Here is a 25,919-nt window from a genome sequence, read left to right as displayed (position 1 = left end):
AGATCAAGCAATCCGCACTGCTAACGCCATCTGAACGCAGCAATCCGCTAGGGTGATGGAAATCGCGTAGTCAGGCCGCATATTGTCCCCATCTGCCGCCGGAGTAATCCATGTTCAGCAAAGACCTCGAACACACCATCGGCCAGTGCTACAAGCGCGCCCGTGAGGCCCGGCATGAGTTCATGACGGTCGAACACCTGCTGCTGGCACTGCTCGACAACCCGTCCGCCCAGGCCGTACTGAAGGCCTGTGGTGCCGATGCCGACCGCCTGCGCCAGGAGCTGGAGCAGGCCATCGAGGCCTCCGTGTCCCGCCTGGCGGAAGACGATGGCCGCGACACCCAGCCGACGCTGGGCTTCCAGCGCGTGCTGCAGCGGGCCGTGTACCACGTGCAGTCCTCGGGCAAGAAGGAGGTCACCGGCGCCAATGTGCTGGTCGCCATCTTCGGCGAGAAGGACTCCCATGCCGTCTACTACCTCAACCAGCAGGACGTGACCCGCCTGGACGTGGTCAATTACCTGTCCCATGGCATCGCCAAGCTGGGCGAGGAGGGCGAACAGCCCTCTTCCGAAGGCGAGAGCCGGGCCGAGGGCGGGGAGGGCGAGCCGAAGGGGGATGCCCTGACCGAGTTCGCCAGCAACCTCAACGAGCAGGCCCGGGCCGGACGCATCGACCCGCTGGTCGGGCGTGCCGACGAGATCGAGCGGACCATCCAGGTCCTGTGCCGCCGTCGCAAGAACAACCCGCTCTACGTGGGCGAGGCCGGCGTCGGCAAGACCGCGATCGCCGAAGGCCTGGCCCGGCGCATCGTCGAGGGCTCGGTGCCGGAGGTGCTGGCCGATGCCGTCATCTATTCGCTCGACCTGGGCGCACTGGTGGCCGGCACCAAGTACCGTGGCGACTTCGAGAAGCGCCTGAAGAGCGTGCTGACGGCCCTGAAGAAGGTGCCCAACGCCGTGTTGTTCATCGACGAGATCCACACCATCATCGGTGCCGGTTCGGCGTCGGGCGGCACCATGGATGCGTCCAACCTGATCAAGCCGGCGCTGGCCTCGGGCGAGCTGCGCTGCATCGGCTCGACCACCTTCCAGGAGTACCGCGGCATCTTCGAGAAGGATCGTGCCCTGGCGCGCCGCTTCCAGAAGATCGACATCGTCGAGCCGACCGTGGGTGAGACCTACGAGATCCTGCAGGGCCTGAAGGGCAAGTACGAAGCCCACCACGGCGTGACGTACTCCGACGAGGCGCTGCAGGCCGCGGTGGACCTGTCGGTCAAGCATATCGGTGACCGCCTGCTGCCGGACAAGGCCATCGACGTGATCGACGAGGCAGGTGCGCGCCAGCGGCTGTTGCCGGAGGACCAGCGCAAGGAACTGATCGACGTGGAGGAAGTGGAGGCCATCATTGCCAAGATGGCGCGCATCCCGACCAAGCAGGTCAGCGCCACCGACAAGGATGTGCTGCAGCACCTGGAGCGCAACCTGAAGATGGTGATCTTCGGCCAGGACCCGGCCATCGAGACCCTGTCGTCGGCGATCAAGCTGGCGCGCTCGGGGCTGGGCAATCCGGAAAAGCCGATCGGCAACTTCCTGTTCGCCGGCCCGACCGGTGTCGGCAAGACCGAGGTGACCAAGCAGCTGGCCCTGCAGCTGGGCATCGAGCTGGTCCGCTTCGATATGTCCGAGTACATGGAGCCGCATTCGATCAGCCGCCTGATCGGTGCGCCCCCGGGATACGTCGGCTTCGACCAGGGCGGCCTGCTGACCGAGAAGATCGTCAAGACGCCGCATTGCGTGCTGCTGCTGGACGAAATCGAGAAGGCGCACCCGGACATCTTCAACATCCTGCTGCAGGTCATGGACCGGGGCGTGCTGACCGACACCAACGGACGTGAAGCGAACTTCAAGAACGTGGTGCTGGTGATGACCACCAATGCCGGCGCGGCCCAGGCCTCGCGGCGTTCGATTGGCTTCACCAAGCAGGACCACGCCACCGACGCGATGGAGACCATCCGCCGCAGCTTCACCCCGGAATTCCGCAACCGCCTCGATGCGGTGGTGCAGTTCCAGGCGCTGGGCTTCGAGCACATCCTGCGTGTGGTGGACAAGTTCCTGATCGAGCTGGAGATGCTGCTGCAGGAGAAGCACGTCAGCCTGTCGGCCACGCCGACCGCGCGCGACTGGCTGGCCCACCATGGCTTCGACCCGCTGATGGGTGCCCGTCCGATGGCGCGCGTGATCCAGGACAAGATCAAGCGTCCGCTGGCCGACGAGCTGTTGTTCGGCAAGCTGGTCAACGGCGGCAAGGTCAGCATCGATGTCCGCGACGACGAACTGGTGGTCGAGACCCAGGCCGAGCCGGAGCGGCTGCTGCCGGCCACGGTGGAGTGAGCTGACGCCACGGGCTGTGGCGTGAAGGACTGGAAAGGGCAAGGGCGGCTTCGGCCGCCCTTGTGCTGTCAGGTGTCAGCGGCTGCGACGGCGCGCTTCACGCGTGAACCGCTCGGCATCGATCGGCTCGATGCGCGCCACCTCGCAGGAGCCGCGACCGGTGTCCAGCTTGCTTCGGCCCTCGCTGCACAGCGTGTCAGCCTCCTTGCCGTCGGTCGTGAAGCCGAGGCGGGTGGCCAGCACGGCGGAAGGGCAGCTGTTGCGGAAGTGCACGACATAGTGCGCTTCGCCGGAGCGGAGCAGGATGTTCCTGTCGGCGCCGGCGCGAACGATCTGCTGTTCGCCGGACAGCGGCACGCACTGCGCCGCCGGGGTGTCGGCCGCATGGGCGGACGGGGCCAGCAGGGCGATGGCGGACAAGGCCAAGGGGGCGAGCAGGGAAGTGAGGTTCATGGCGGGGCAGGGGTGGCGATCCGGAGTGGATCGGATCCCAGAATGCTGCCGCTGTCGCAACTGCGAATCTGCCGCAAGCAGGGCTGACTGACGTCATGGTGAGATCGGTCACGATGACCTCCGGCAGGGCCGGAGAGCGGGCATGACAAAAGGCCAGCAACCCAGGCTGGCCTTGTCGAAGTGGCGCGACGCGCCGACCGCTTACTTCATGCGGTAGGTGATGCGACCCTTGGTCAGGTCGTACGGGGTCATTTCAACCTTGACCCGGTCACCGGTGAGGATGCGGATGTAGTTCTTGCGCATGCGGCCGGAGATGTGGGCGATGATCTCGTGCCCATTTTCCAGACGAACGCGGAAAGTGGTGTTCGGCAGCGTCTCGCTGACGGTGCCCTCGAACTCGATGGAATCGTCTTTCGACATGTAGTCCTGTGCGGTTCAGAAAACGGCCACGCTGGGCCTAAGGCGCAGTATTTTACGCGGGACGCGGCCGGCTTGCAAAGTTTATGTTAACCCCCCGCCAGGACGCGGGCCGGCAAGCGGCCCATGTGCCGGGTCCACGGGCCTTCACGCCCCGGGCAGCGCACGGCCTGCCGCACGTGGTCCAGAAACGCGGCGCGTGGCAGGTGCACCGCACCCATCCGCAGCAGATGCGGATTCTCCACCTGTGCATCGATCAGTTCCCAGCCCCAGCCATGCAGGGTGGCCGCCAGCGCGGCCAGCGCGATCTTGGAGCCGCCGCTGGCGCCGCTGAACATGCTTTCGCCGAAGAACACCGTACCGATGGCCACGCCATAGATGCCACCGACCAGGGTCTGCCGGTCCCAGACCTCGACGGAATGGGCGAACCCGAGGTCGTGCAGCCGGCTGTAGGCCTCGACCATTGCCGGGCTGATCCAGGTGCCGTCCTGTCCGGGGCGCGGCGCGGCAGCACAGGCGCGCATCACCTGGCTGAAGGCGGTGTCGGCAGTCACCTCCCAGTGGCTGCCGCGCAGCTGGCGGCGGAAGCGGCTGGACAGGTGTACGCCGGAGGTGCGGAACACCATGCGTGGGTCCGGTGACCACCACAGGATCGGCTCGCCGTCGCTGAACCACGGGAAGATGCCGCCGGCATAGGCATTCAACAGGCGTGCAGGATGCAGGTCGCCGCCTACGGCCAGCAGGCCGTCGGGACTGCGCAGCGCGGTTTCAGCGGGCGGGAAGGGGGCGTCCGGCGCATCGTCCAGGCGCCAGGGCAATTGACGGGTCATGCCGGGAGTGTAGCGATGCCGGCGCATCCATTCTGCGGCGGCGCTAGTCCTGCGTGCGGAACGGGCTGTGTTGCTGCAACGCCTGCTCATAGCGCCGCACGTCCCTGCGCTCCTGCCGGCACCAGTCCTGCAGAGCTTCTGCGAAATCCGCATCGGCCACCCAGTGCCGGCTGCGCACCCGCGTCGGCAGGAAGCCGCGCGCCAGCTTGTGTTCGCCCTGTGCGCCGGGCTCGAAGCGGGTCAGGCCTTCGCGCAGGCAGTACTCGATGCCCTGGTAGTAGCAGGCCTCGAAGTGCAGGCCAGGCAGGGTAGCGCCACCCCAGTAGCGGCCATACAGCGTGTCGCCCCCACGCAGGCACAGGGCGCCGGCAATCGGTTCGCCGTCCTGTTCGGCCAGGAACATCACCAGGCCGCGCCCGAGGCTGCTGGCCAGGTGGCGCAGGAAGGGCTCGGTGAGCGCCGGTGCATTGCCGTACTCGACGAAGGTCTGCAGGTAGAAACGGTACATCGCCTGCAGGTCGGCACGGCTGGCCTCATCGCCGTGCACGACGCGGAAGCCGATGCCCTGGCGGGTGACCCTGGCGCGCTCCTGGCGGATGTTCTTGCGGTGCTTGTGGTCCATGGCGCCAAGGAACTGATCGAACGTCGTCCAGTCGCCCGGGTTCTGCCACTGGAACTGGATGTCCTCGCGCAACAGCCAGTCATCGCCGAACAGCGCTTCATCCGCTGCGGTGTGGAAGTTGATATGCGCCGAGGACACGCCCAGCGTGGGCAGCGCCCCGCGCAGGGCCGACAGCACGCCCGCGCGGGCTGGATCGTCCCGGGCCAGCAGCCGCGGCCCGGTCACCGGCGAGTACGGCACGGCGCCGAGCCATTTCGGGTAGTAGTCGCGGCCATGCCGGGCATAGGCATTGGCCCAGGCGTGGTCGAACACGAATTCGCCGTGGGAGTTGGTCTTCAGGTAGCCGGGAATCGCCGCGACCAGGACGTCGCCCTCCCACAGGGTGAAATGCCGTGCCTGCCAGCCCCAGTCCCCGCGCAGGCAACCGTGGGCTTCGAGTCCGGCCAGGAACGCGTGGCTGACGAAGGGATTGCGGCCATCATGCAGCGCGTCCCAGTCGGTGGCGGTAACGGACTGCAGCGAGTCGAGGAAACGGGGGGAGGGCATGGGCCAAGGATAGGTCAGAAGAAAACAGAAAGGCCGGCGCGTCCGCGCCGGCCCCCAGGGTCAGTCAAGGCATGGAGCAGTCTTCAGCCGGCCTTGCCCTGTGCATCCAGGTAGCGCTCGGCATCCAGTGCGGCCATGCAGCCGAAGCCGGCGGAGGTGATGGCCTGCCGATAGTGCTGGTCGGCCACGTCACCTGCGGCGAACACGCCTTCCACCGAGGTCTGGGTGGCGTTGCCGCCCAGGCCCGAGCGGATTTCCAGGTAGCCGTTGTTCATCGCCAGCTGGCCGTCGAACAGGGTGGTGTTCGGGTGATGACCGATGGCCACGAAGAAGCCGTGCGCGTCGATGTCGCGGGTGCTGCCGTCCAGGGTGGACTTCACGCGCACACCGGTCACGCCGGCATCGTTGCCCAGCACTTCCTCGACCTGGTGGTGCCAGACGGTTTCGATCTTGCCGGCCGCGACTTTGGCGAACAGCTTGTCCTGCATGATCTTTTCCGCCTTGAGGGTGTCGCGGCGGTGGACCAGGTAGACCTTGCGGGCGATGTTGGACAGGTACAGGGCCTCTTCCACCGCAGTGTTGCCACCGCCGACCACGACCACGTCCTGGTCACGGTAGAAGAACCCGTCGCAGGTGGCGCAGGCGGACACGCCGCGGCCCTTGAAGGCCTCTTCGGTCGGGATGCCCAGGTACTTGGCGGTGGCGCCGGTGGCGATGATCAGGGCGTCACAGGTGTATTCGTGACTGTCGCCGATCAGCCGGAACGGGCGCTGGGACAGGTCGGCGGTGTGGATGTGGTCGAAGATGACCTCGGTCTCGAAGCGCTCGGCGTGAGCCTGCATGCGCGCCATCAGGTCCGGGCCCATCAGGCCATGGGCGTCACCCGGCCAGTTGTCGACCTCGGTCGTGGTCATCAGCTGACCGCCCTGCTGCAGGCCGGTGATGACGACCGGCTTCAGGTTGGCGCGGGCGGCGTAGACCGCAGCGGTCCAGCCGGCCGGGCCGGAACCGAGGATGACAAGCCGTTGGTGGCGGGAGGGCAGGCTGGTGCTCATGTAAACTCGCGAAAAGGTAAGTGGGACAAGGCGCTGGCGATGTTTGCGCAGCATCCATGGCAGGTCATAGAGTGGCGGCTGGGGCAGGGCGATTCAAGCCGATGAACAGAACGCCGTCGCCCATCGACGGTTTCCGGCCCCGGAGGGCGCCTCGCAGCGTCGCATAACTGAAAACTGACGCCGTCTCATTTATTATCAATCACTAACAGCGCATTCCAAAGGTATGGTCTAAGGTGGCGAAGCAGGTCCCCGAACGCTCCAAGTCCGACGACAGCAAGGCGTCACGTCGCACGGCCGCGGCGGCGGCGACGACCGACAACCCCCGCCGCCAGCGCCTCTGGCGCGACCTGGGCCTGATCGCGATCGCGCCGGCCCTGCTGTACCTGGCGGCAAGTCTGTTCACCTACTCGGCGTCGGACCCCGGCTGGTCGCATACCGGCAGCGTGGTCGCGCCGGTGCACAACATGGGCGGCCGCGCCGGTGCCTGGATCGCCGACGTGCTGCTGCAGTTGTTCGGCTACATCGCGTTCCTGCTGCCGGTGGTGCTCGGCGCACTGGCCTGGATCGCCATGTTCGGCCTCAAGCGGGAAAGCAAGGGCGAGAACGACCTCGATCCGGCCCTGCGCCTGGTCGGTCTGGTCGGCTTCCTGATCGCCGGTACCGGCTTCCTGCATGTGCGCCTGTTCAATGGTGATGTGTCCAGTGCGGGCGGCATCCTTGGCAAGCTGGTGGGCAACTCGCTGACCGTCGGGTTCGGAGCGCTGGGCGCGAACCTGTTCGTGCTGGTGCTGCTGCTGGCCTCGATCACCCTGGCCACCGGCCTGTCGTGGTTCACGGTGATGGAGAAGATCGGCCGTGGGGTGATGTCGCTGGCGCCGCTGCTGGAGCGCAAGAAGGAACAGGCGACGGAGTGGAAGCAGACCCGTGCCCTGCGCGAGGAGCGCCAGGAAGTCCGCAAGGCGGACGCCGAGGTGCGCGCCAAGCGCGAGCCGGTGAAGATCGAACCGCGCCCGGAACCGGTGATCGAGAAGAGCGACCGGGCCAAGCGTGACAACCAGATACCGATGTTCCGCGGCGTCAACGGCGATGGTTCGGACCTGCCGCCGCTGGCCCTGCTCGATGATCCCAAGCCACAGCCCAAGGGCTACGACGAGGAGACGCTGGAGACCCTGTCGCGGCAGATCGAGTTCAAGCTGAAGGATTTCCGCATCGATGCGCAGGTGGTCGGCGCCTATCCGGGCCCGGTCATCACCCGCTTCGAGATCGAGCCGGCGCCGGGCATCAAGGTCAGCCAGATCAGCTCGCTGGACAAGGACATCGCCCGCGGCCTGTCAGTCAAGTCGGTGCGCGTGGTCGATGTGATTCCCGGCAAGTCGGTGATCGGCCTGGAGATTCCCAACGTCACCCGCGAGATGATCTTCCTGTCCGAGCTGCTGCGCTCGAAGGAGTACGACAAGGCCTCCAGCGTGCTGACCCTGGCGCTGGGCAAGGACATCGCCGGCCGCCCGACCGTGGCCGACCTGGCGCGCATGCCACACCTGCTGGTGGCCGGTACCACCGGCTCGGGCAAGTCCGTGGCCGTCAATGCGATGGTACTGAGCCTGCTGTACAAGGGCTCGCCGAAAGATCTGCGGATGCTGATGATCGACCCGAAGATGCTCGAACTGAGCGTCTACCAGGGCATCCCGCATCTGCTCGCGCCTGTGGTCACCGACATGAAGGAGGCCGCCAACGGCCTGCGCTGGTGCGTGGCGGAGATGGAGCGCCGCTACAAGCTGATGAGCGCGGTGGGCGTGCGCAACCTGGCCGGCTTCAACAAGAAGGTGAAGGACGCCGAGGACGCCGGCCAGCCGCTGATGGACCCGTTGTTCAAGCCGAACCCGGAGCTGGGCGAGGCGCCGCGCCCGCTGGAGACGCTGCCGTTCATCGTCATCTTCATCGACGAATTCGCCGACATGATGATGATCGTCGGCAAGAAGGTCGAAGAACTGATCGCACGTCTGGCACAGAAGGCACGTGCAGCCGGCATCCACCTGATCCTGGCCACCCAGCGTCCGTCGGTGGATGTGATCACCGGCTTGATCAAGGCCAACATTCCCACCCGCATCGCGTTCCAGGTGAGCTCGAAGATCGACTCGCGCACCATTCTCGACCAGTCCGGCGCGGAGACGCTGCTGGGGCACGGCGACATGCTGTACCTGCCGCCGGGCACCGCCATGCCCGAGCGTGTGCACGGCGCGTTCGTCTCCGACGATGAAGTGCATCGCGTGGTCGAGCATCTCAAGGCGATGGGTCCGGCCGATTACATCGAGGGCGTGCTGGACGAGGTTCAGACCCTGGGGGACGGCGTGGTGGTGGGTGCCACCGGCCTGCCGGAAACCAGTGCCGGCGGCGACGAGTCGGATCCGCTGTATGACGAGGCGCTGAGGGTGGTCACGGATACCCGCCGCGCGTCGATTTCCGGCGTGCAGCGCCGGCTGAAGATCGGCTACAACCGTGCGGCGCGACTGATCGAGGCCATGGAAGCGGCCGGCGTTGTCAGTGCGCCCGAGCACAATGGCGACCGGACGGTGCTGGCACCGCCGCCGCCGAAGTAAGGCCCGACGTACCCCCACGACGTCCAAGGATCCGACGAATGCTTCATCCCGTACCACGCGCGCTGGCGCTGGCGCTGGCTGGCCTGATGGCCGCCAGCCCGGCCCTGGCGGAGACCGCCCCCCCCGCGCCCGCTACGGCGCCGCCTTCCACCAGCGGCGATACCGAAGCCAGCAACAACTTCAGCATCGTCCGCTATCGCGCCGACTACCAGGTGCGGCCCGACGCAGGCAATGTGCAGACCGAGACCTACGAGGTCCTGCTCAAGACCAAGGCCTCGGTCGAGCAGTTCAGCCAGGTGCGGCTGAGCTACAGCGAGAAGATGGAGACGCTGGAGGTGCTCGACGCCTACACCATCACCGCCGATGGCCAGCGCCGTGACGTTCCGGCAGATCGCATCTACACCCAGGAAAGCTATTCCAGCGCCTCGGCAGCGATGTACGCCGACCGCAAGGTGCGGGTGATCGTGTTCCCGAACCTGGCGCCGGGCACGCGCCTGTATTACCAGGTGCGCCGCACCCAGGCCACGCCGTACTTCCCGGGCTACTTCGGCCTGTGGGAGACCTTCAATGTGTTCACCGAATACGAGGATGCCGAGGTGACGCTGAGCGCACCGGCCAACCTGCCGATGTTCGTCGACAGCCGCGGCGTGCAGGGCAGCGATCGCCCGGTGCTGAGGAACGGCCAGGCGCAGTGGCGCTGGCGCTACCAGCGCCGCGAGGCGATGCAGGCGCAGAACTGGTCGGCCGCCGGCTGGGAGTTCGGCCCGAACATCATGGCCAGCACCTATCGTGACTGGGCGCAGATGGGCCGGGCGTACCAGCTCAAGGCCGGTCCCGCCGCGCAGGTCACGGCGGAGATCCAGGCGCTGGCCGACCAGGTCACCGCAGGCATCGGCGACCGTCGCTCGCAGGCCGATGCGCTGTACCGCTGGGTCGCTCAGAACATCCGCTACGTCGCGGTGTACCTGGGCAATGGCGGGCTGGAGCCCAACAGCGCGCAGAGCATCCTCGACAACCACTATGGGGACTGCAAGGACCATGTGACCCTGCTGGAAGCCCTGCTGGCCGCCAAGGGAATTGCCAGTTCGCCGGTGCTGATCGGCGCCGGTGGCGGGCCGACGCTGCCGAAGATTCCGGTGCTGGGGCGCTTCAACCACGCCATCACCTACATTCCCGAGTTCGATCTGTACCTGGATTCGACCACCGCCTGGGCGCGCTTCGGCCAGTTGCCCGAGGGTGACCTGGGCGCGCCGGTGATGCGCACGGCCGACGCGAGCCTGGCACGCACGCCGGCCAATGGTCCGCAGCGCAACGCAACCTCGATGGAGGTGCGCTTCACGTTCGATGCCAACGGCAATCTGCGTGGCGAGACGGTTCCGCAGCTGGGCGAGAATGCGGAGATCGGCATGCGCGCACAGTTCGCCCAGCTCAACGCGCAGAATCGGGCGCGCGCCGAGGAGTCGATCATGGCGGCGTCCGGTTTTGATGGCCGCGGCCAGCTGCAGCTGCAGGGCGTCCCGGTCGATCTGACCCGGCCGTTCGGCTACCGCATGGCCTTCCAGGCGGAAGACTATGTGGACTTCAGCGTGGCCGGGGGCATGGCGGTGCCGGATCCGCCAGGCGGCGAGTCGGTGCGCGGGCTGTACGCTACCGCGTCTGCACCGGCCAACGAGACGCCGTTCTACTGCAACGCGAGCCTGCGTGAAGAAACCTATCGCCTGCAGTTCCCGGCCAACGCGCCGATCATCGCCGTTCCGGCCAGCCAGCGTTTTGCCAATGACGCGGGCGAGTACCGGGTGGACTGGAGCCGGCAGGGCCAGGAGGTGATCGTCCACCATCGCCTGCAGCAGAATGCCGTGCGTGGACCGGAGGCACTGTGCCAGCCCCAGGACTACACCGCGTTCCGCGCGCTGTATCGCGAAGTGCGCCGCGGCTTCCGCGGACAGGTTCTGTATGGAAGGCTGCCTGCGCCTGCCAACTGAATCGCCGGTGGACGTGTGGGGCGGCATAATGTCGCCCTGATCGCCCATTCATCTTTGCCCGGGCACACTGACATCCACCTTTCCTTGCGCCCGCGCCCACAGGATTCCCGCATGAACGTCCGCCTCCGCCGTATTCTTGCCGCCAGCACTCTCGCCATGGCCTGCGCCGCCGCGGGCAGCGCGTGGGCGGGTGCCCGCGATGACCTGAAGAACTTCACCAGCGGCCTGAAGGGCCTGGATGGCCAGTTCAGCCAGCAGGTGTTCGACAGCCGCGGCAAGGTCAAGGAGTCGACCAGCGGCCGCGTGGCCCTGTCGGCCCCGCGCCTGTTCCGCTGGGAGTACGTGCGGCCGCATGAACAGCTGATCGTGGCCGACGGCAAGAAGGTCTGGATGTACGAGCCGGACCTGGAGCAGGCCACCGTGCGCGAGCAGGGCAAGGAAGAGCAGAACAGCCCCTTGACCGCGCTGATCAACCCGGCGCTGCTGGAGCAGCAGTACGACCTCAGCGAGGAGGCGGCACAACGGGATGGCCTGCAGTGGCTGTCGCTGTCGCCGAAGCGCGATACCGAGGCCAGCTTCCAGTACGCTGCACTAGGCTTCAATGCCCAGGGGCTGGCGAGGATGGAGATCACCGACGCGGTCGGCCAGCGCACCGTGATCAATTTCAGCGGCTGGAAGCGCAACCCGACGTTCGCGGCCTCGACCTTCCGCTTCAGCCCGCCGGCCGGCACCGACGTCATCGGCAACTGATGGGTGACGCCGGGCATGGCCCGGCGCTACCGATGTGCGCATTTCGCCGATCCGCCGGGCATGGCCCGGCGCTACCGACGGGGGGCGCGGTACAATGAGCGGGTGCCAAGACAACGCTCCACTTCCTTCCCCGGCCCCGATCTGCTGAGTGTCGATCGGGATCATCTGCGCCCGCTCGCCGAGCGCATGCGTCCGCAGACGCTCGATGAAATGGTCGGGCAGAAGCGCCTGCTCGCTCCGGACAGCGCACTGCGTCGGGCGGTCGAGTCCGGTCGGGTGCATTCGATGATCCTGTGGGGCCCGCCGGGCTGTGGCAAGACCACGTTGTCGCTGCTGCTGGCCGAGTATTCCGATGCCGAGTTCCGCGCCATCTCCGCCGTGCTGTCCGGCCTGCCGGAGGTGCGCCAGGTCCTGGCAGAAGCGGCGCAGCGTTTCGCCGAAGGCCGGCGTACCGTGCTGTTCGTCGATGAGGTGCATCGCTTCAACAAGGCGCAGCAGGACGCGTTCCTGCCGCATATCGAGCGCGGCACCATCCTGTTCGTGGGTGCCACGACCGAGAACCCGTCCTTCGAGTTGAACTCGGCGCTGCTGTCACGCTGCCGTGTGCACGTGCTGGAGGCGGTCTCGCCCACCGACATCGTCGAGGCACTGCAGCGGGCGCTGGGCGATCGCGAGCGCGGCCTGGGCCAGGAGTCCATCGAGGTTGCGCCCGAGCTGCTGCTGGAGATCGCCACCGCTGCCGATGGCGACGTGCGCCGCGCATTGACCCTGCTGGAAATCGCTGCCGAACTGGCGGGGGGCGAGGGCGGGCACATCACCCCGCAGACGCTCACCCAGGTGCTGGCCGACCGTACCCGCCGTTTCGACAAGGGCGGCGAGCAGTTCTACGACCAGATCTCGGCGTTGCACAAGTCGGTGCGCAGTTCCAATCCCGATGCGGCGCTGTACTGGCTGACCCGCATGCTCGACGGCGGCTGTGATCCGTCGTACCTGGCGCGCCGGCTGACCCGCATGGCGATCGAGGACATCGGCCTGGCCGATCCGCGAGCACAGAGCATGGCGCTGGAAGCGTGGGACATCTACGAACGGCTGGGCAGCCCCGAAGGCGAGCTCGCGTTCGCCCAGCTGGTGCTGTACCTGGCCAGCACCGCCAAGTCGAATGCAGGCTACGCGGCGTTCAACCAGGCCAAGGCCGACGTGCGCCAGAGCGGTACCGAAGAGGTGCCGCTGCACCTGCGCAACGCGCCGACCAAGCTGATGAAGGAACTGGGCTACGGTGCCGAGTACCAGTATGACCACGATGCGGAAGGCGGGATCGCGCTGGATCAGACCGGCTTCCCCGATGCGATGGGCGAGCGCGTGTACTACAACCCGGTGCCGCGCGGACTGGAGATCAAGCTGAAGGAAAAGCTCGACCGGTTGCGCGCCGAGCGCGAGGCGGCGCGGGCGGCGAAGCGGCGTTGATCGCCGTTACGCAACCAATCCGATTGTCGGGTCCACGCTGATTCGAGAGAATCCCCGGTTCACTTCTCAAGGATGACGTTCATGCAGGACATGACTCTGGCGTTGAAGCGGTACGCCCAGTTCGAGGGTCGGGCCAATCGCCGCGAATACTGGATGTTCCAGCTGTTCCTGTTTCTGGTGGCCACGGCGGTGTCGCTGCTGGCCGGCGTGCTGGCGATCATCATGCGCTCCAGTCCGGACGCACTGAGCGCCATCCTGATCGGCATGATGGCGCTGCTGGGCCTGATGTGGCTGGCGACGATCGTGCCGCTGATCGCCGTCACCGTGCGCCGTCTGCATGACTGCAACCAGTCCGGCTGGCTCTATCTTCTCGCATTGGTGCCGATGGGCGGCCTGGTGATCCTGGTGTTCGCTCTGCTGCCGGGCACGCCGCAGGAAAACCCGTACGGCCCCGTGCCTGCGGGCCCTTGACGCGGCACCCGCCGGGCAGCGCCCGGTCTTGGGAATCGGCCCTCCCGCCTTGGCGGGAACGAGATGATGCGTCCCATGACGCCGCGTTATCGCGCGCGTGATACACAGTGTGACGTTTGATCGTTGTGATAATCATTCGCGTTTAAGGTAGACTGCGGTCCCTTGTGAAACAGCGGCCCAGGCCGCTGACGTCGCCCGCCGATGAAGCATTTCGTCCTGCCTCCGCACCGTGGTCCGCTGGCCCGCGGCCTTGCCGTCCTGATGATGGGTCTGCTCCTGGCTACCCCGTATGCGTACGCGCAGCAGCGCAATCCGCTGCAGAAGATCGGCCACACCGTGCTGGATGAGCCGGCCGCCAGCTATCGCTTCGAGCATTTCGTGATCGACAGTGCCGACACGCAGCGCCGCTGGCGGGTGAATCTGGCGATTCCGGTCCGCGCCTCCAGTGCACCTTCGCCGGTGTTGTACGCGCTGGATGGCAATGCGGTGGCGATGGTGCTCGACCAGCCGCTGTTGGCTGAACTTGCAGCGCTCAAGGCGCCTCCGGTGCTGGTGTTGATCGGCTATGACAATGATCTGCGCATCGACTCGAAGGCGCGGACCCGTGACTACACGGCATGGATCGACCGCGCCGACGATGAGAGCGGCGCAACCCAGGCGGTCGGCGGCGGCGCTGCGGCGTTTCTTGATGTGATCGAGCGCCGCATCAAGCCCGAGGTGGAGCGTCGCGCGCGCGTCGACACCGGGCAGCAGGCGCTGTGGGGGCACTCGCTCGGTGGCCTGTTCGTGCTCAACGCGCTGTACACCCGGCCGGCCGCGTTCCAGGCCTATCTCGCCGCCAGTCCGTCACTGTGGTGGGCGCAGGGCGCGGCGCTGGGCGATCCCGAACAGCAGTTCGTGCAGAACGTGCACGGGCAGCCGGCCAGGGTCTGGTTGATGCTGGGAGGCGCCGAGCGCGTCGGCGACCGCGGCAAGCGTGACCTGAACAACCCGCGGGTGGTCGCGCACCTGCGCCGCATCGGCGGCGCCACGCCTGACGCGGCGATGCAGTTGTCCGAGCGGCTGCGCCGGGTGCCGGGGCTGAGCGTGCAGTACCGCGAGTTTCCTGGCCTGGGCCATGGCCCGATGCTGCCGGCGTCCTTCCACGCGGCGCTGCATGAGCTGTACGGGGTGACCGATCGCAGTGCAGGCGATGGCGCCAGTGCAACGGATGGGCCGTCCAGCGAATGAATCCCTTCGCGCGGCCTGCCGTGCGACCCCACTACCCAGGCGAGGCTGCCCGCGTGCAGCGGCCCAGGCAACCGATGAATCCCGCGCCACGTGGCGCGGCCTACGTGTGCAAGGAGCCTGTCATGTCGTTCCGTTCCTCCCTTCGTCCTTCGCTTCGCTTCACCACTCTGGCCACCGGCCTGCTGCTGGCCGTCGCGGCCACCGCGCAGCCGGTATTCGATCAACCGGCCAACGCCACGTTCAAGGGCCAGGTGGTCTCGCGCGGCGACAATGTGGTGCCGGGCAGCACCGCCGATGTGGTCGGTCGCGGCTTCGTGCCGGGCCAGAAGGTCAGCCTGCTGCGCGGCGACAGCGTGTTGAACGCCCAGCCGGTGGTGGTTGATGCCGATGGCAACTTCAAGACCCAGCTGGCCATTCCCGCCGATGCCGTGCCGGGCACCCATCCGGTCGTGGTGCGGGCGAGCCAGCCGGCCGCCGCGACGGTGCTGAAGCTGCGCGTCTCGCCGCAGCTGCCGCTGTCGGGCCAGGCGCAGTTCACCACCCAGTCCAACAAGCTGGTGCCGGGCCTGTACCAGTCCGCCTACAGCGCCGCCAGCAATGCGCTGTTCGTGACATCCGCGGTCGGCCGGCCGCCGGTGACCCAGTCGCAGCTGCTGAAGATCGACCCGGCGTCGCTGAAGGTCAGCAAGGCGATCACTCCGGCGCAGGTGCCGGGCAGTACCAACGGCGCGGTCTATGCGGTGTACGGCGTGGGCGTGGATGATGCCAACGGCAACGTGTGGGTGACCAATACCCGTCAGAACAGCGTGGCCGTCTATCGCCAGAAGGATCTGTCGCTGGTGCACCAGTTCCCGGTCGATGCGGTGCCGCATGCGCGCGACGTGGTGATCGATGGTACCCGCGGCAAGGTGTTTGCCTCGGCCACCGGTGAGGATCACCTGTCGGTATTCGATGCGAAGACGTTCAAGGAGCTGCCCGCGGTGACGCTTGAATCGGGCGTGGATGACGGCAAGTTCACGCCGATGAGCCTGGTGCTGGACGAGAAGGGCGGCAAGCTGTTCACCGTCAGCATCGGCACGCCGGAGGCGGCGGTGATCGACGTGGCCAGCGGTGAGGTCGAGAAGGTGATCGATCTGGGCAACTCGATCAGCGCGTCGGGCGTGGCGTTCGACGCGGCGCGCAACCGGTTGTACGTGGCGTCGCAGGGCACCGACAACCTGCTGATCGTCGACGTCGCAGCCGGCAAGGTGCTGCACGATGTGCCGGTGGGCGCGGGTGCGCTGAACGTCGCCTTCGATGATGCATCCGGCCTGGCCTATGTCAGCAACCGTGGCGCCGGCACCGTGACCGTGGTCGACCGCGAGGGCAAGGTGGTCGCCAACCTCGACGGCGGCACTTTGCCGAACCACGTCCGTGCCGATGGCAAGGGCAACGTGTTCGCGGTGAACAAGTCGCGCGGCGCTGAAGACCCGAAGGGTGACCGCATCACCCGCATCACCCCGAAGCAGTAAGTCAGACGGCAGGGCGGCGCGCGCGTCGCCCTGCCAGCAAGGAGAACGTCCATGAACATCGTGCCCCGTCTGCGCCTGTGCGCACTTCCGTTGGCTGTTTCGCTGGCACTGGCTGCCTGTGGCGGCTCGTCGGCTCCCTCCGATGCCAAGAAGCCTTCCGAACCGCCGCCGGCGGCAATGGCGGCCGCCGCGGACACCGCGTTGCCGGCAGGCTGGAAACGCGTGGCCGGTGCCGAGATGCCGGCCGTGCATGACCAGAAGGCCGTGCTGCCGGCCAAGGTGCATTCCGATGACGGCGCCGATATCGCGGTGACCGACACCCGCCGGATCATCGCCGGTGGCGACGACGTCATCGCGGTGATCGAGGCGCTGGGGCTGGGCAAGCAGGTATTTGCCGCCCCGACCAACACCACCACCGAGGCTGGCCGGGCTGCGCCGCACCAGTTCCTGTTCAACCGCACCACGGGTGTGGAGGGTGTGCTGAGCCTGCGGGGTTCGCTGTTCCTGGGCAACAGCCTGCGCCGCCACACCGAGCTGGCGAAGAAGCTGCGCGAGGTGGGGGAGCCGGCGGTGGTCATCGACGATCTGCAGCCGGCGCCGGACAAGGTGCGCAAGGTCGCCGCCGCACTCGGGCTGGCCGAAGCAGGGCAGACGCTTGCCACGCAGGTGCAGCGTCAGCTGGATGAGGCCGCAGCGATCGGCCGGGGCCTGGGCCATGCGCCGCGTGTGATCCATGTGTCGGCCACCGGTGCCGGTGGCGCACCGACCGTTGCGGGCGCCGACAGCGCATCGGCGCAACTGATCGCGCTGGCCGGCGGCGTCAACATCGGCACCGAAGCGGGAGTGAAGAACTACTCGCAGCTGAGCAATGAGGGCGTGGTCGCCGCGGCACCGGAGGTGATTCTGGTGACCGAGCACGATCTGCAGCTGTTCGGCGGTGCCGAGGGCCTGTGGAAGTCGTACCCGACGCTGAAGCAGACACCGGCCGGGCAGGCCAACCGGGTCTGGGTGATGCCGGATGTGCAGCTCAAGTACACCAGCGTAGGTTCCGGGGCTGGCGCACTGGCGCTGGCGCGGGCGCTGGCGGCGCTGCCGAAGGCATGAGTCCGGCGGACCGGCGCCGTCGTCGCGGGCGGACGATGTTGATGGTGGCGATGCTGGCACTGCTGGCCGCCATTCTGGCCTCGTTTGCGGTCGGGCCACTGCGCTTGCCACCGCTGGAGGTGCTGCAGGCGCTGGCGGTGAAGATGGGGCTGCTCGATCCGCAGGCGGTGAGCAGCCGCGACCTGGCGGTGGTCTGGCAGCTGCGCATCCCGCGCGCCCTGTTGGGCGCGGTGGTGGGGGCATCGCTGGCGATGGCCGGTGCCAGCCTGCAGGGCCTGTTCGGCAATCCGTTGGCGGACCCGGGCATTGTCGGCGTCAGCCAGGGCGCCGCGCTGGGCGCGGTCGCCGCCATCGTGCTCGGTGCTGCAGGTGCGGCCGGCTGGTTGGTGCCGGTGGCCGCGTTTGCCGGCGGTGCGCTGGCGATCGGCCTGACCTACGCCCTTGCCCGGCCGGGCAAGGGCAGTGGCAATGCCACGCTGTTGCTGGTCGGCATCGCCATGGCGGCGTTCTGCTCGGCGCTGATCGGTTTCCTGACCTACATCGCCAGCGAGAGCGAACTGCAGTCGCTGGTGTTCTGGCAGATGGGTTCGCTGGCCCGCGCCAGCTGGAGTGATGTCGCCGCCGTGGTGCCGTTGTTCGCCATCGGCGTGTTCGCGCTGCAGCGCCTGGCAACGCCACTGGACATGCTGGCGCTGGGGGAACGCCAGGCCCAGCATCTGGGCCTGGACGTGGCACGGACCCGCCGCCGGCTGGTGGCGTTCAGTGCCCTGCTGGTGGGTGCGGCCGTCGCGTTTGCCGGTTCGATCAGCTTTGTCGGCCTGGTGGTGCCACACGTGGCGCGCATGCTGGTGGGGCCGGGGCACCGCTGGTTGCTGCCCCTTTCCGGCCTGCTGGGGGCGCTGCTGATCGTGGTGGCCGATACGGCCGCGCGCACGCTCGACCCGCCGGCGGAGATTCCACTCGGTCTGTTCTCGGCTGCACTGGGTGCACCGTTCTTCCTCTGGCTGGTGCTGCAGCAGCGCCGCAAGGCAGCCCCATGACGGCCCTGCTTCATCTGCGCGACGTCGTGGTGCGACGCGGGCAGCGCGAGATCCTGCACGGCATCAACCTGGCGTTCGAGCCGGCGACGGTCACTGCCTTGGTGGGGCCCAACGGCGCTGGCAAATCGACGCTGCTGGCTGTGGCTGCGGGCGATCTGCATGCCGATGCGGGTGAAGTGAGCCTGCTTGGCAGGCCGCTGGCCGGCTACAAGGCCGGTCCACTGGCGCGCGAGCGCGCGGTGATGCCGCAGGAGCACGGCGTGCGCTTCGCCTTCAGCGTGGAGGAGGTGGTGGCGATGGGGCGCCTGCCACACCCGCCCGATCCCGTACGCGATGACACGCAGGTGGAGGCCGCGATCGACGCAACCGAACTGCAGGCGCTGCGCCTGCGCGAGGTGCAGCACTTGTCCGGTGGCGAATCGGCCCGGACCACGTTCGCGCGCGTGCTGGCGCAGGATACGCCGCTGCTGCTTCTCGACGAGCCGACCGCTGCGCTGGATCTGCGCCACCAGGAGCGTACGCTGCGCAGCGTGCGTGCCTGTGCCGAGGCCGGGGCCGGGGCCTGCGTGATCGTGGTGCTGCACGACCTGAATCTGGCCGCCGGCCATGCCGACCGCATCGTGCTGCTGGAACAGGGCAGGGTGGCCGCCGACGGCTCACCCGCGCAGGTGTTGACCGTGGACACGCTGCAGCGGGTCTACCAGCAGGACGTGGTCGTGCTGGAGCATCCGAAGCGGGGCGTGCCGCTGGTGGTGGTCACCTGATCCGGGCGGCGAAAGGAATCCTCATCGTTCCACTGGTGCGCGCAATCAGCACTTGCGCGCCAGATTGGCAGGTCTAGAATGCGCCCCATGAACCGGATGCCGCTCCTGAAGTTTTTCACCCTGACCCGCGCAAGCGCGGAACGGGCGTGTCTGCCTGGAGCTCGACGGGGCCGCTGAATCGGCCACCGTTGGACCATCCACAGAGCGCCCTCCGGGGCGCTCTTTTCGTTTCCGCAGTCCCTTTCATCCACCCGCTGCACCGCAAGGAGAACGTGCCATGCACCAGATCGCCGAGACCGAACGCTAGCCGCGCACCCTGTCGCCAACCGGGGTGCGCGGCCCCCGAAGTTGGCTTGCAGGAGCCCATCACATGAACACCCAGATCCTTTCCCGTCGTCGCAACCTCGGCATCATTGCCCACATCGACGCCGGCAAGACCACGCTCACCGAACGACTGCTGTGGAAGAGCGGCGAGATCCACCGCGTCGGTGAGGTCCATGACGGCAACGCCACCACCGATTTCTCGGCGATCGAGCGCGAGCGTGGCATCACCATCGGCGCAGCAGCCGTGCAGGCGCAGTGGGCGCCGCGCGATCTGCCGCCGCATCGGCTGACCCTGATCGACACACCGGGCCACATCGATTTCGCCATTGAAGTCGAGCGTTCGCTGCGGGTGCTCGACGGTGCCGTCGCGGTGTTCTCTGCCGTGGATGGCGTGCAGCCGCAGTCGGAAACGGTGTGGCGCCAGGCGCGCCGGCACCGGGTGCCGTTGATCGCCTTCGTCAACAAGATGGATCGTGTCGGCGCCTCGTTCGAGCGCGTGCTGGAGCAGCTGCGGGACAAGCTGCAGGCGCGGCCGTGGGCGCTGGGTGTGCCGCTGGGCAGCGAAAGCGACTTCAGCGGCTGGGTCGATCTGGTGGATGAGCGCGTGCTGCAGTGGCGCGACGGCGGCGTGGTGACCATCACGCCGTGGGATGACGCTGCACGCAGCCAGTGGCAACCGCGGCGCGACGCGCTGGTGGAGGCCGTGGCCGACCATGACGAGGGTCTGGCCGATGCGTGGCTGGAAGGCCGGGTGATCGATGCGGAACTGCTGCGCGCGGCACTCCGGCGGGCGACGCTGGCCGGTGCGGGCGTGCCGGTGCTTGCGGGTGCGGCGTTCAAGGACAAAGGCATCGAGGCGCTGCTGGATGCGGTGGTCGATTACCTGCCTTCGCCGTTGGATCGGCCTGCCGTCACTGCCGAAGGCGAGGCCGGCGACGTGCTGCTGCCGCCGGATCCGGAGGGTCCGCTGGCGGGCCTGCTGTTCAAGATCACCCATCAGCAGCACGGTGCGCTGAGCTTCGTGAGGCTGTATTCGGGGACGCTGAAGGCAGGCGACGCTGTGGCCAGCTCGCAGCATCCGCAGGGTCGGCGTGTGAGCCGTCTGGTGCGGGTGCAGGCAGACCAGACCCATGACATCGAGCAGGCCGTGGCCGGTGACATCGTCGCGGTGCTGGGCTGGAAGGATGCGATCAGCGGTGAAACGCTGAGCGCACGCGATCAGCCGTTGCGCCTGGAGAGCATCCAGGCACAGGCGCCGGTGCTGGCGTGGCGCCTGGAACCTGCGCGTGCAGCGGACCTGATCCGCATGGCGCAGGGGCTGGCCAGCCTCGCCCAGGAGGATCCGTCATTCCGCGTGGAGACTGATCGCGAGAGCGGCGAAACGCTGGTATGGGGCATGGGCGAACTGCACCTGGAGGTGATGGTCGAGCGCCTGCGCAGCGAATGGAAGGTCGATGTCGGCATCGGTTCGCCGCGCGTTGCCTACCAGGAAACGCCGTTGCGCGCGGTCTCCGGCGTGGTCGGCAGGGTCGTCAAGCAGAGCGGTGGCCAGGGCCAGTTCGCCCATGTGGTGCTGGACGTGGCGCCGCGTGAGGACGACCAGGTGGTGTTCAACGATCGCATCGTCGGAGGCGTGATCCCCCGTGGTTTCATCGCAGCGGTGGAGAAGGGTGCGCGTGCGGCGCTGTCGGAAGGACCGCATGGGCATCCGGTCGTGGGCATCGAAGTGACCCTGGTGGACGGCCAGACCCATGCCAAGGATTCCTCGGACATGGCGTTCCACCGGGCCGGCAGTGAGGCCGTCAGGGCCGCGCTGGCCAGTGCCGGCACGCAGGTGCTGGAGCCGGTGATGGCGGTAACGGTGCATTCGCCCTCGGCGTCGGTGGGCGACGTGGTCGGCGACCTCAACCGTCGCCACGGTCGCGTCGCGCGCATCGAGGACCAGGAGGGCCGTGCCGAAGTGAGCGGCTTTGCACCGCTGGCGCAGCTGGTGGGCTACACCACTGCGTTGCGCTCGCTCAGCCAGGGGCGCGCCAGCAGTGAATCGCACCTGCACGGTTACGAGCCGGTACGCGCTGCCTGAAGTGTGCAAGGGGCCCGTTCGCGGGCCCCTCTTGCTGCCGGCGAGCGGCGGCAGGGCGCATTGCAGTGCAACAAAAGTGTAGAAAAAGCTGGATTAAAGTGATGCCTCACGATAAATTGCGCACCCGTCGTTGCTTGCCGCTGTCTGCCCCCACTCATGCGTGATGACAAAGACCCCGGAACCCTGGAGCTGACCCTGCCGCGCAAGCGCGGTCGTCCGCCCAAATTCGGGTACGCGATGAGCGATGCGCAGCGCGCCGCGCGTTACCGCGCACGCAGGTCGGGCCAGGCCAACCACGCCGATGTGCGCTCCTGCAGTGACATGGTCCTGCTGGACAAGATCCGCGCCGCGGTCAGTGCGCGCGACACCGAACTGGCGGGCTTCCTTGTCCACGTCCTGTGGCAGCGCTATCCGCTGCAGCTGAAATAAGTCAGTGCCGGGGTGGTGGTCGTCACCCGGCTTGTTGATAATGCGGGATTCAGGTTGTTCCCGCTGGCGCGCCCGGGATGGCAGGCGCGCATGACGAAACGGTTCCTACGATGACCACCAGCGACACCACCACCGAAGCGGCGCAGGCCGGCACCCCCCTGTTCTACACCCGTCCGGTGCCGCTGCAGGCTGATGTGCACGCCGACCTGCGCATCCTGCCGGGCAAGCTTGATTTCGCCGCCGGCAACAACGCCATTCCGCTGGTGCTCGGCGAGTTCTCGCTGGCACTGCATCATTTCCCGATCCTGTTCGCCGGCCCGGGCGCCGTTCCGATGGCCGCCGTCGGCGTGACCAACGAGAACCTGTTCATCAAGGACGGGCTGTGGGAAGGCGAGGCCTACATTCCGGCCTATCTGCGTCGCCACCCCTTCATCTTCATCGACACCGGCGCGGACAATGATTTCCTGCTCGGCATCGATGAAGCGAGCCCGCGCGTGGTCAAGGGAGGCGAGGAAGGCCAGGCGCTGTTCGCCGACGGCAAGGCTACCGACATGGTGCAGCAGGCGCTGGAGTTCTGCGGCCAGTACACCCGCGAGCACGAACAGACCCAGGCCTTCTCCAAGGCGCTCATCGAGAAGGGACTGCTGGTCGAGCGCAACGCGACCGTACGCGCTCCGAACGGCCAGGAGTTCAACCTCAACGGCTTCCAGGTGGTCGACGTCGAGAAGTTCGTCGCGCTGCCCGAGGAAACCGTGATCGAATGGCACCGCAGCGGCTGGCTGGCCCTGATCCACCAGCACCTGATGTCGCTGGGCCGCTTCAACGACCTGACCCGTCGCCAGGTCGAACGCCTGGCAGCCTGAGCGGGCTGAAGGGCCGGGCTCCCGCGCAGCGGGGCCCGGTCCGTGCGGGACGTCAGCGCAGTGACTGCGGAACGCGCCGCAGCTCGCGGGTGTCATATCCCATCGCGGCGATGCGTTTCACCGCCTGCGCATAGTCCTCCGCAGAGACCTGCGGGGTGCGCGCCATGTACCACACGTAGTCGCGCTTGCTACGCGCCACGATGGTCTGCTGGTAGTCGCTATCGATCCAGGCAATGACGTACTCGGCCTGAATGGGCCATACGAACTGCATGCCCCAGATGGCGCCGTTGCCTTCCTTCTCGACCCTGCCGATCGGGTGCATCGATCGCTGTGGTGCGTCGAAACTGCCCTTGCGATACGTGAAGGTGGTCTGGATGCGGCCGTCCGGCCGCGGCGCGTAGCTTTCAATGGCGTCAAACGCTTCGCGTTCCGGCCAGGAAGGGATATGGGCGATGACGTACCAGTCGCCCATGAAGCGGGGAACGTCGACCGCCTGCGGTCGCGGCAGGGGGCGCAGGTCACTTGAACTGCAGCCGGTGCCGAACAGGGCGATCGCCAGGAACGAGAGCAGCGGAAGGGGGCGCATGGTGACCTCAACGTGGCCGGAACAGGTAATGGGCAACCAGCCACTGCTGGCCGTTGTCGTAGCCGAACAACTCGGCGCAGGCCATCCAGAACATGCGCCAGCGGTTCCACCATTGCCTTGCCGCCGGCCTGCCATAGGTTGCCTCCAGGATCGGCATGATGCGTTCACGCGCGGCATCCTGGTTCGCCAGCCAGTGGTCAGCCGTACGCTGGTAATGCGTGCCATCCAGCAGCCAGCGCCGCTGCAGGCGCAGGTCCTGCTGGAAGTGCAGCAGAGTGTCGGCAGCGGGCATCAGCCCGCCCGTGAAGAAGTGCCGCCCCATCCAGTTGTCGCCGCCTTCGGTTTCAAAGGGGTACATCAGGGTGCGGTGGGCGAAGATGTGCACGAACAGCACGCCGTCGGGCTTCAGCCACTGCGCGATGCGTGACATCAGCTGCGCATGGTTGCGGACGTGCTCGAACATCTCCACCGAAACGCAGCGGTCGAAACGGCCGGCGGGCAGCTCCAGCCGGTTCACATCGCAGGTGATCACCTCGACATTGCCCAGCCCGCGCAGCCTGCACTGTTCAAGGATGTGCTGGCGCTGGCTGTGCGAATTGGACACCGCCGTGATGCGCGCGCCCGGGAAGCGCTCGGCCATCCACAGGGTCAGCGAGCCCCAGCCACACCCCAGTTCAAGGATGTGCTGCCCGTCAGCCAGGCTGGCACGCTCGCCGTAGAGCTCGAGCATGGCGACTTCGGCTTCGTCCAGGGTCTCGCGACCGCTCGGGTAGTAGCAGCTGCTGTATTTCAGGCGCTTGCCGAGACAGGCCTGGAAGAATGCGGCGGGGACTTCATAGTGCTGCCGGTTGGCGGCATCGACATGCAGCGCGACCGGGCTGCCGGCCAACTGCTCAAGGCACTGGTTGAAGCGAACGGACTGCGCCTCGATGCCCCCGGCACTCTCTTCCTGGAGTCGTTGGGCGCACAGCCGGCGGATACCGGAGCGCAGGGCCACATCCGGAATGAGGCCGCGCTCGGCCCAGGCGATCAGCCCGGTTTCCGGATCGGCAGGCGTTGCGAGCGATGTGGCGACAGTCATGGCAGGTGCTCCTTGGACGAACGCGGAAACCACGGGAAGAACATCGGCGTGCTGCGCTGGTAGTCGCGGTAGTCCTCACCACGGCTGCGCAACGCCTGCTTTTCGGTGAAGGGGATGCCGCTGAGATAGCGCAGGAACAGATACATCAGCACCGGTCCTGTCCAGGCAAGCCAGCCCAATGGCGAGCCGACCGCGAGCAGGACGTAGGTGAACCAGTGCAGCCATTCGAAGAAGTAGTTGGGGTGCCGCGAGTACCGCCAGAGGCCGGTGCGGCAGGTGCGCCCCTTGTTGGCCGGGTCGGCGCGGAACCGTGCGAGCTGATGGTCGGCCAGCGCCTCGCCGCCGACGCTCAACAGCCAGACTGCGGCAGCGGCGGCAACCCAGCCCGCCGTGGCGGGCGAGTCGTTGCTGGCGACGGCCACGAATGGCAGGGAGAACAGCACGATCAGCAGCGCCTGGGCGATGAAGAAGCCGAAGATCTTGCCCTGGTGGCTCTGCCAGTGATCTCGCAGGTATCGGTAACGCCCATCCTCGGCCTCGCGCCGCACGCGGCCCCACAGGTGCAGCGCGAGTCGGCCGCCCCACAGGCCTCCCAGCACCGCAAGGGCCACACGCGGCAGCGCGGCGCCGTCACCGAGCAGGGCCAGTATCAGCGCCGATGCAGCGAGGCCCTTCGCCCACAGCACATCGACGATGCCGATGTTGCGGTGGCGGCGTTGCCATGCCCATCCCGAGGCCATGATGAGCAGGGCATACAGGGCAACCCAGGGCAGGGCGTTCATGGTCGGGCTCCGGCAAACGGTGGGCGGATGGCCAGCCTCGACCAGCGACGCGCAGCGCTACACAGCAGCGGCAGGGCGATGCTCCAGCCGATACCCAGCGTCAGCAGGCCTTTCCAGGCCGGGGGCGAAAGCTGCACGGCGTCGAAGCCGCGGCTGGCGGACAGGTACGCCAGCGGGGCAAGCAGCAGGCCAAAGCACACGGGGAGCGCCGTGTTCCGCTGCAGGAAGGCCATCGATGCATTGATCGTCATCGCGAAGGACGCCCAGAGTGCGAGGATCCAGGGCGGTGGCATCCAGCCCAGGGGCGCAGCGGCATAACGCACCACGCCCGCGGCGGCAGCGGCGCCATCGACCAGCCACGCACAGGCCAGGGCCAGGACCAGCAGGCGGAGCTCGACCCGGGGCAGGGGACTGGTGCTGAGCTGGCTGGCCACGAACAGTGTGGCGGCCAGCAGTGCTGGCCATTGCAGCCCGCGCCCGGCGCCAGCGACCGCGCACAGCCAGACCGCCTGGTTGCCGAGCAGATTGAGCCAGGTGCGGCGCAT

The 25,919-nt window shown here is 67.4% G+C and carries 23 protein-coding genes; 14 read left to right on the top strand and 9 right to left on the bottom strand.

The window, feature by feature from the left end; genetic code table 11:
* The first annotated feature begins 110 nt into the window (after nucleotides 1–110).
* Nucleotides 111–2,390, top strand: a complete 2,280-nt coding sequence (clpA, locus tag ABE543_RS01680; protein WP_065182194.1) for an ATP-dependent Clp protease ATP-binding subunit ClpA — start codon at nucleotides 111–113, stop codon at nucleotides 2,388–2,390.
* 75 nt (nucleotides 2,391–2,465) lie between these two features.
* On the opposite strand, the gene ABE543_RS01675 is transcribed toward clpA, so the two are convergent.
* The 5 genes from ABE543_RS01675 to trxB all read right to left on the bottom strand — a co-directional run bounded on the left by ABE543_RS01675 (nucleotide 2,466) and on the right by trxB (nucleotide 6,313).
* Complete coding sequence (locus ABE543_RS01675; RefSeq protein WP_065182195.1) at nucleotides 2,466–2,843, bottom strand: hypothetical protein; 378 nt, start codon at nucleotides 2,841–2,843, stop codon at nucleotides 2,466–2,468.
* Nucleotides 2,844–3,044: 201 nt separating this feature from the next.
* On the bottom strand, nucleotides 3,045–3,263 hold the full coding sequence (gene infA, locus ABE543_RS01670; protein ID WP_005409596.1) for a translation initiation factor IF-1: 219 nt from the start codon (nucleotides 3,261–3,263) through the stop codon (nucleotides 3,045–3,047).
* An 86-nt stretch (nucleotides 3,264–3,349) separates the two neighbouring features.
* Nucleotides 3,350–4,090, bottom strand: coding sequence for a leucyl/phenylalanyl-tRNA--protein transferase (gene aat, locus ABE543_RS01665; RefSeq protein ID WP_053517945.1), 741 nt, complete (start codon nucleotides 4,088–4,090; stop codon nucleotides 3,350–3,352).
* Nucleotides 4,091–4,133: 43 nt separating this feature from the next.
* Nucleotides 4,134–5,258 carry a GNAT family N-acetyltransferase gene (locus ABE543_RS01660; RefSeq protein ID WP_346475200.1) on the bottom strand — a complete coding sequence of 375 codons (1,125 nt, stop codon included), beginning with the start codon at nucleotides 5,256–5,258 and terminating at the stop codon, nucleotides 4,134–4,136.
* An 83-nt stretch (nucleotides 5,259–5,341) separates the two neighbouring features.
* A complete protein-coding gene (gene trxB / locus ABE543_RS01655) occupies nucleotides 5,342–6,313 on the bottom strand; it encodes a thioredoxin-disulfide reductase (RefSeq protein ID WP_053517948.1) in 972 nt (323 codons plus the stop codon).
* Nucleotides 6,314–6,546: 233 nt separating this feature from the next.
* Here trxB and ABE543_RS01650 point away from each other — a divergent pair, with 233 nt between their 5' ends.
* The 13 genes from ABE543_RS01650 (at nucleotide 6,547) to ABE543_RS01590 (ending at nucleotide 22,925) form a co-directional block, all read left to right on the top strand.
* The gene (locus tag ABE543_RS01650; RefSeq protein WP_346475199.1) at nucleotides 6,547–8,910 is read left to right on the top strand and encodes a DNA translocase FtsK 4TM domain-containing protein; all 2,364 of its coding nucleotides are present in this window, start codon (nucleotides 6,547–6,549) and stop codon (nucleotides 8,908–8,910) included.
* A gap of 38 nt (nucleotides 8,911–8,948) precedes the next feature.
* On the top strand, nucleotides 8,949–10,892 hold the full coding sequence (locus ABE543_RS01645; RefSeq protein ID WP_346475198.1) for a DUF3857 domain-containing transglutaminase family protein: 1,944 nt from the start codon (nucleotides 8,949–8,951) through the stop codon (nucleotides 10,890–10,892).
* 111 nt (nucleotides 10,893–11,003) lie between these two features.
* Nucleotides 11,004–11,642 (top strand): outer membrane lipoprotein chaperone LolA, encoded by a 639-nt coding sequence (lolA, locus tag ABE543_RS01640; protein ID WP_065182198.1) that lies wholly within the window; start codon nucleotides 11,004–11,006, stop codon nucleotides 11,640–11,642.
* Between the two features lie 186 nt (nucleotides 11,643–11,828).
* Nucleotides 11,829–13,106: a replication-associated recombination protein A gene (locus ABE543_RS01635; RefSeq protein ID WP_227255445.1), complete on the top strand. Its 1,278-nt coding sequence runs from the start codon at nucleotides 11,829–11,831 to the stop codon at nucleotides 13,104–13,106.
* A gap of 81 nt (nucleotides 13,107–13,187) precedes the next feature.
* Nucleotides 13,188–13,577, top strand: coding sequence for a DUF805 domain-containing protein (locus tag ABE543_RS01630; RefSeq protein ID WP_197571038.1), 390 nt, complete (start codon nucleotides 13,188–13,190; stop codon nucleotides 13,575–13,577).
* A 201-nt stretch (nucleotides 13,578–13,778) separates the two neighbouring features.
* The gene (locus tag ABE543_RS01625) at nucleotides 13,779–14,807 is read left to right on the top strand and encodes an alpha/beta hydrolase-fold protein (RefSeq protein ID WP_065182201.1); all 1,029 of its coding nucleotides are present in this window, start codon (nucleotides 13,779–13,781) and stop codon (nucleotides 14,805–14,807) included.
* Between the two features lie 122 nt (nucleotides 14,808–14,929).
* Complete coding sequence (locus ABE543_RS01620; RefSeq protein ID WP_128988579.1) at nucleotides 14,930–16,318, top strand: ATP-binding protein; 1,389 nt, start codon at nucleotides 14,930–14,932, stop codon at nucleotides 16,316–16,318.
* A 51-nt stretch (nucleotides 16,319–16,369) separates the two neighbouring features.
* Nucleotides 16,370–17,422, top strand: coding sequence for an ABC transporter substrate-binding protein (locus ABE543_RS01615; RefSeq protein ID WP_262218073.1), 1,053 nt, complete (start codon nucleotides 16,370–16,372; stop codon nucleotides 17,420–17,422).
* On the top strand, nucleotides 17,419–18,462 hold the full coding sequence (locus ABE543_RS01610) for an iron ABC transporter permease (RefSeq protein ID WP_053518563.1): 1,044 nt from the start codon (nucleotides 17,419–17,421) through the stop codon (nucleotides 18,460–18,462). Before ABE543_RS01615 ends, ABE543_RS01610 begins: the two co-directional genes overlap by 4 nt.
* Complete coding sequence (locus tag ABE543_RS01605) at nucleotides 18,459–19,226, top strand: heme ABC transporter ATP-binding protein (protein WP_346475197.1); 768 nt, start codon at nucleotides 18,459–18,461, stop codon at nucleotides 19,224–19,226. The genes ABE543_RS01610 and ABE543_RS01605 overlap by 4 nt, the downstream gene beginning before the upstream one ends.
* Nucleotides 19,227–19,596: 370 nt before the next feature.
* The gene (gene fusA, locus ABE543_RS01600; RefSeq protein ID WP_346475196.1) at nucleotides 19,597–21,633 is read left to right on the top strand and encodes an elongation factor G; all 2,037 of its coding nucleotides are present in this window, start codon (nucleotides 19,597–19,599) and stop codon (nucleotides 21,631–21,633) included.
* Between the two features lie 156 nt (nucleotides 21,634–21,789).
* Complete coding sequence (locus ABE543_RS01595; RefSeq protein ID WP_019659661.1) at nucleotides 21,790–22,062, top strand: hypothetical protein; 273 nt, start codon at nucleotides 21,790–21,792, stop codon at nucleotides 22,060–22,062.
* Between the two features lie 110 nt (nucleotides 22,063–22,172).
* The gene (locus ABE543_RS01590) at nucleotides 22,173–22,925 is read left to right on the top strand and encodes a SapC family protein (protein WP_346475195.1); all 753 of its coding nucleotides are present in this window, start codon (nucleotides 22,173–22,175) and stop codon (nucleotides 22,923–22,925) included.
* 52 nt (nucleotides 22,926–22,977) lie between these two features.
* Here ABE543_RS01590 and ABE543_RS01585 read toward each other — a convergent pair whose 3' ends face one another.
* From ABE543_RS01585 to ABE543_RS01570, 4 genes are read right to left on the bottom strand one after another with little or no spacing between them, the layout of a single operon-like run.
* Nucleotides 22,978–23,511: a lipocalin family protein gene (locus ABE543_RS01585; protein WP_065175694.1), complete on the bottom strand. Its 534-nt coding sequence runs from the start codon at nucleotides 23,509–23,511 to the stop codon at nucleotides 22,978–22,980.
* A 7-nt stretch (nucleotides 23,512–23,518) separates the two neighbouring features.
* Nucleotides 23,519–24,592, bottom strand: a complete 1,074-nt coding sequence (locus tag ABE543_RS01580; RefSeq protein ID WP_346475194.1) for a cyclopropane-fatty-acyl-phospholipid synthase family protein — start codon at nucleotides 24,590–24,592, stop codon at nucleotides 23,519–23,521.
* Complete coding sequence (locus ABE543_RS01575) at nucleotides 24,589–25,374, bottom strand: DUF1295 domain-containing protein (protein WP_346475193.1); 786 nt, start codon at nucleotides 25,372–25,374, stop codon at nucleotides 24,589–24,591. Before ABE543_RS01575 ends, ABE543_RS01580 begins: the two co-directional genes overlap by 4 nt.
* Nucleotides 25,371–25,919, bottom strand: coding sequence for a DUF2878 domain-containing protein (locus tag ABE543_RS01570; protein WP_346475192.1), 549 nt, complete (start codon nucleotides 25,917–25,919; stop codon nucleotides 25,371–25,373). Before ABE543_RS01570 ends, ABE543_RS01575 begins: the two co-directional genes overlap by 4 nt.

The organism is Stenotrophomonas sp. TWI169 (genome assembly GCF_039674705.1).
GTDB classification, from domain to species: domain Bacteria; phylum Pseudomonadota; class Gammaproteobacteria; order Xanthomonadales; family Xanthomonadaceae; genus Stenotrophomonas; species Stenotrophomonas maltophilia_P.
This window is presented reverse-complemented; position numbering and strand designations above follow the sequence as displayed.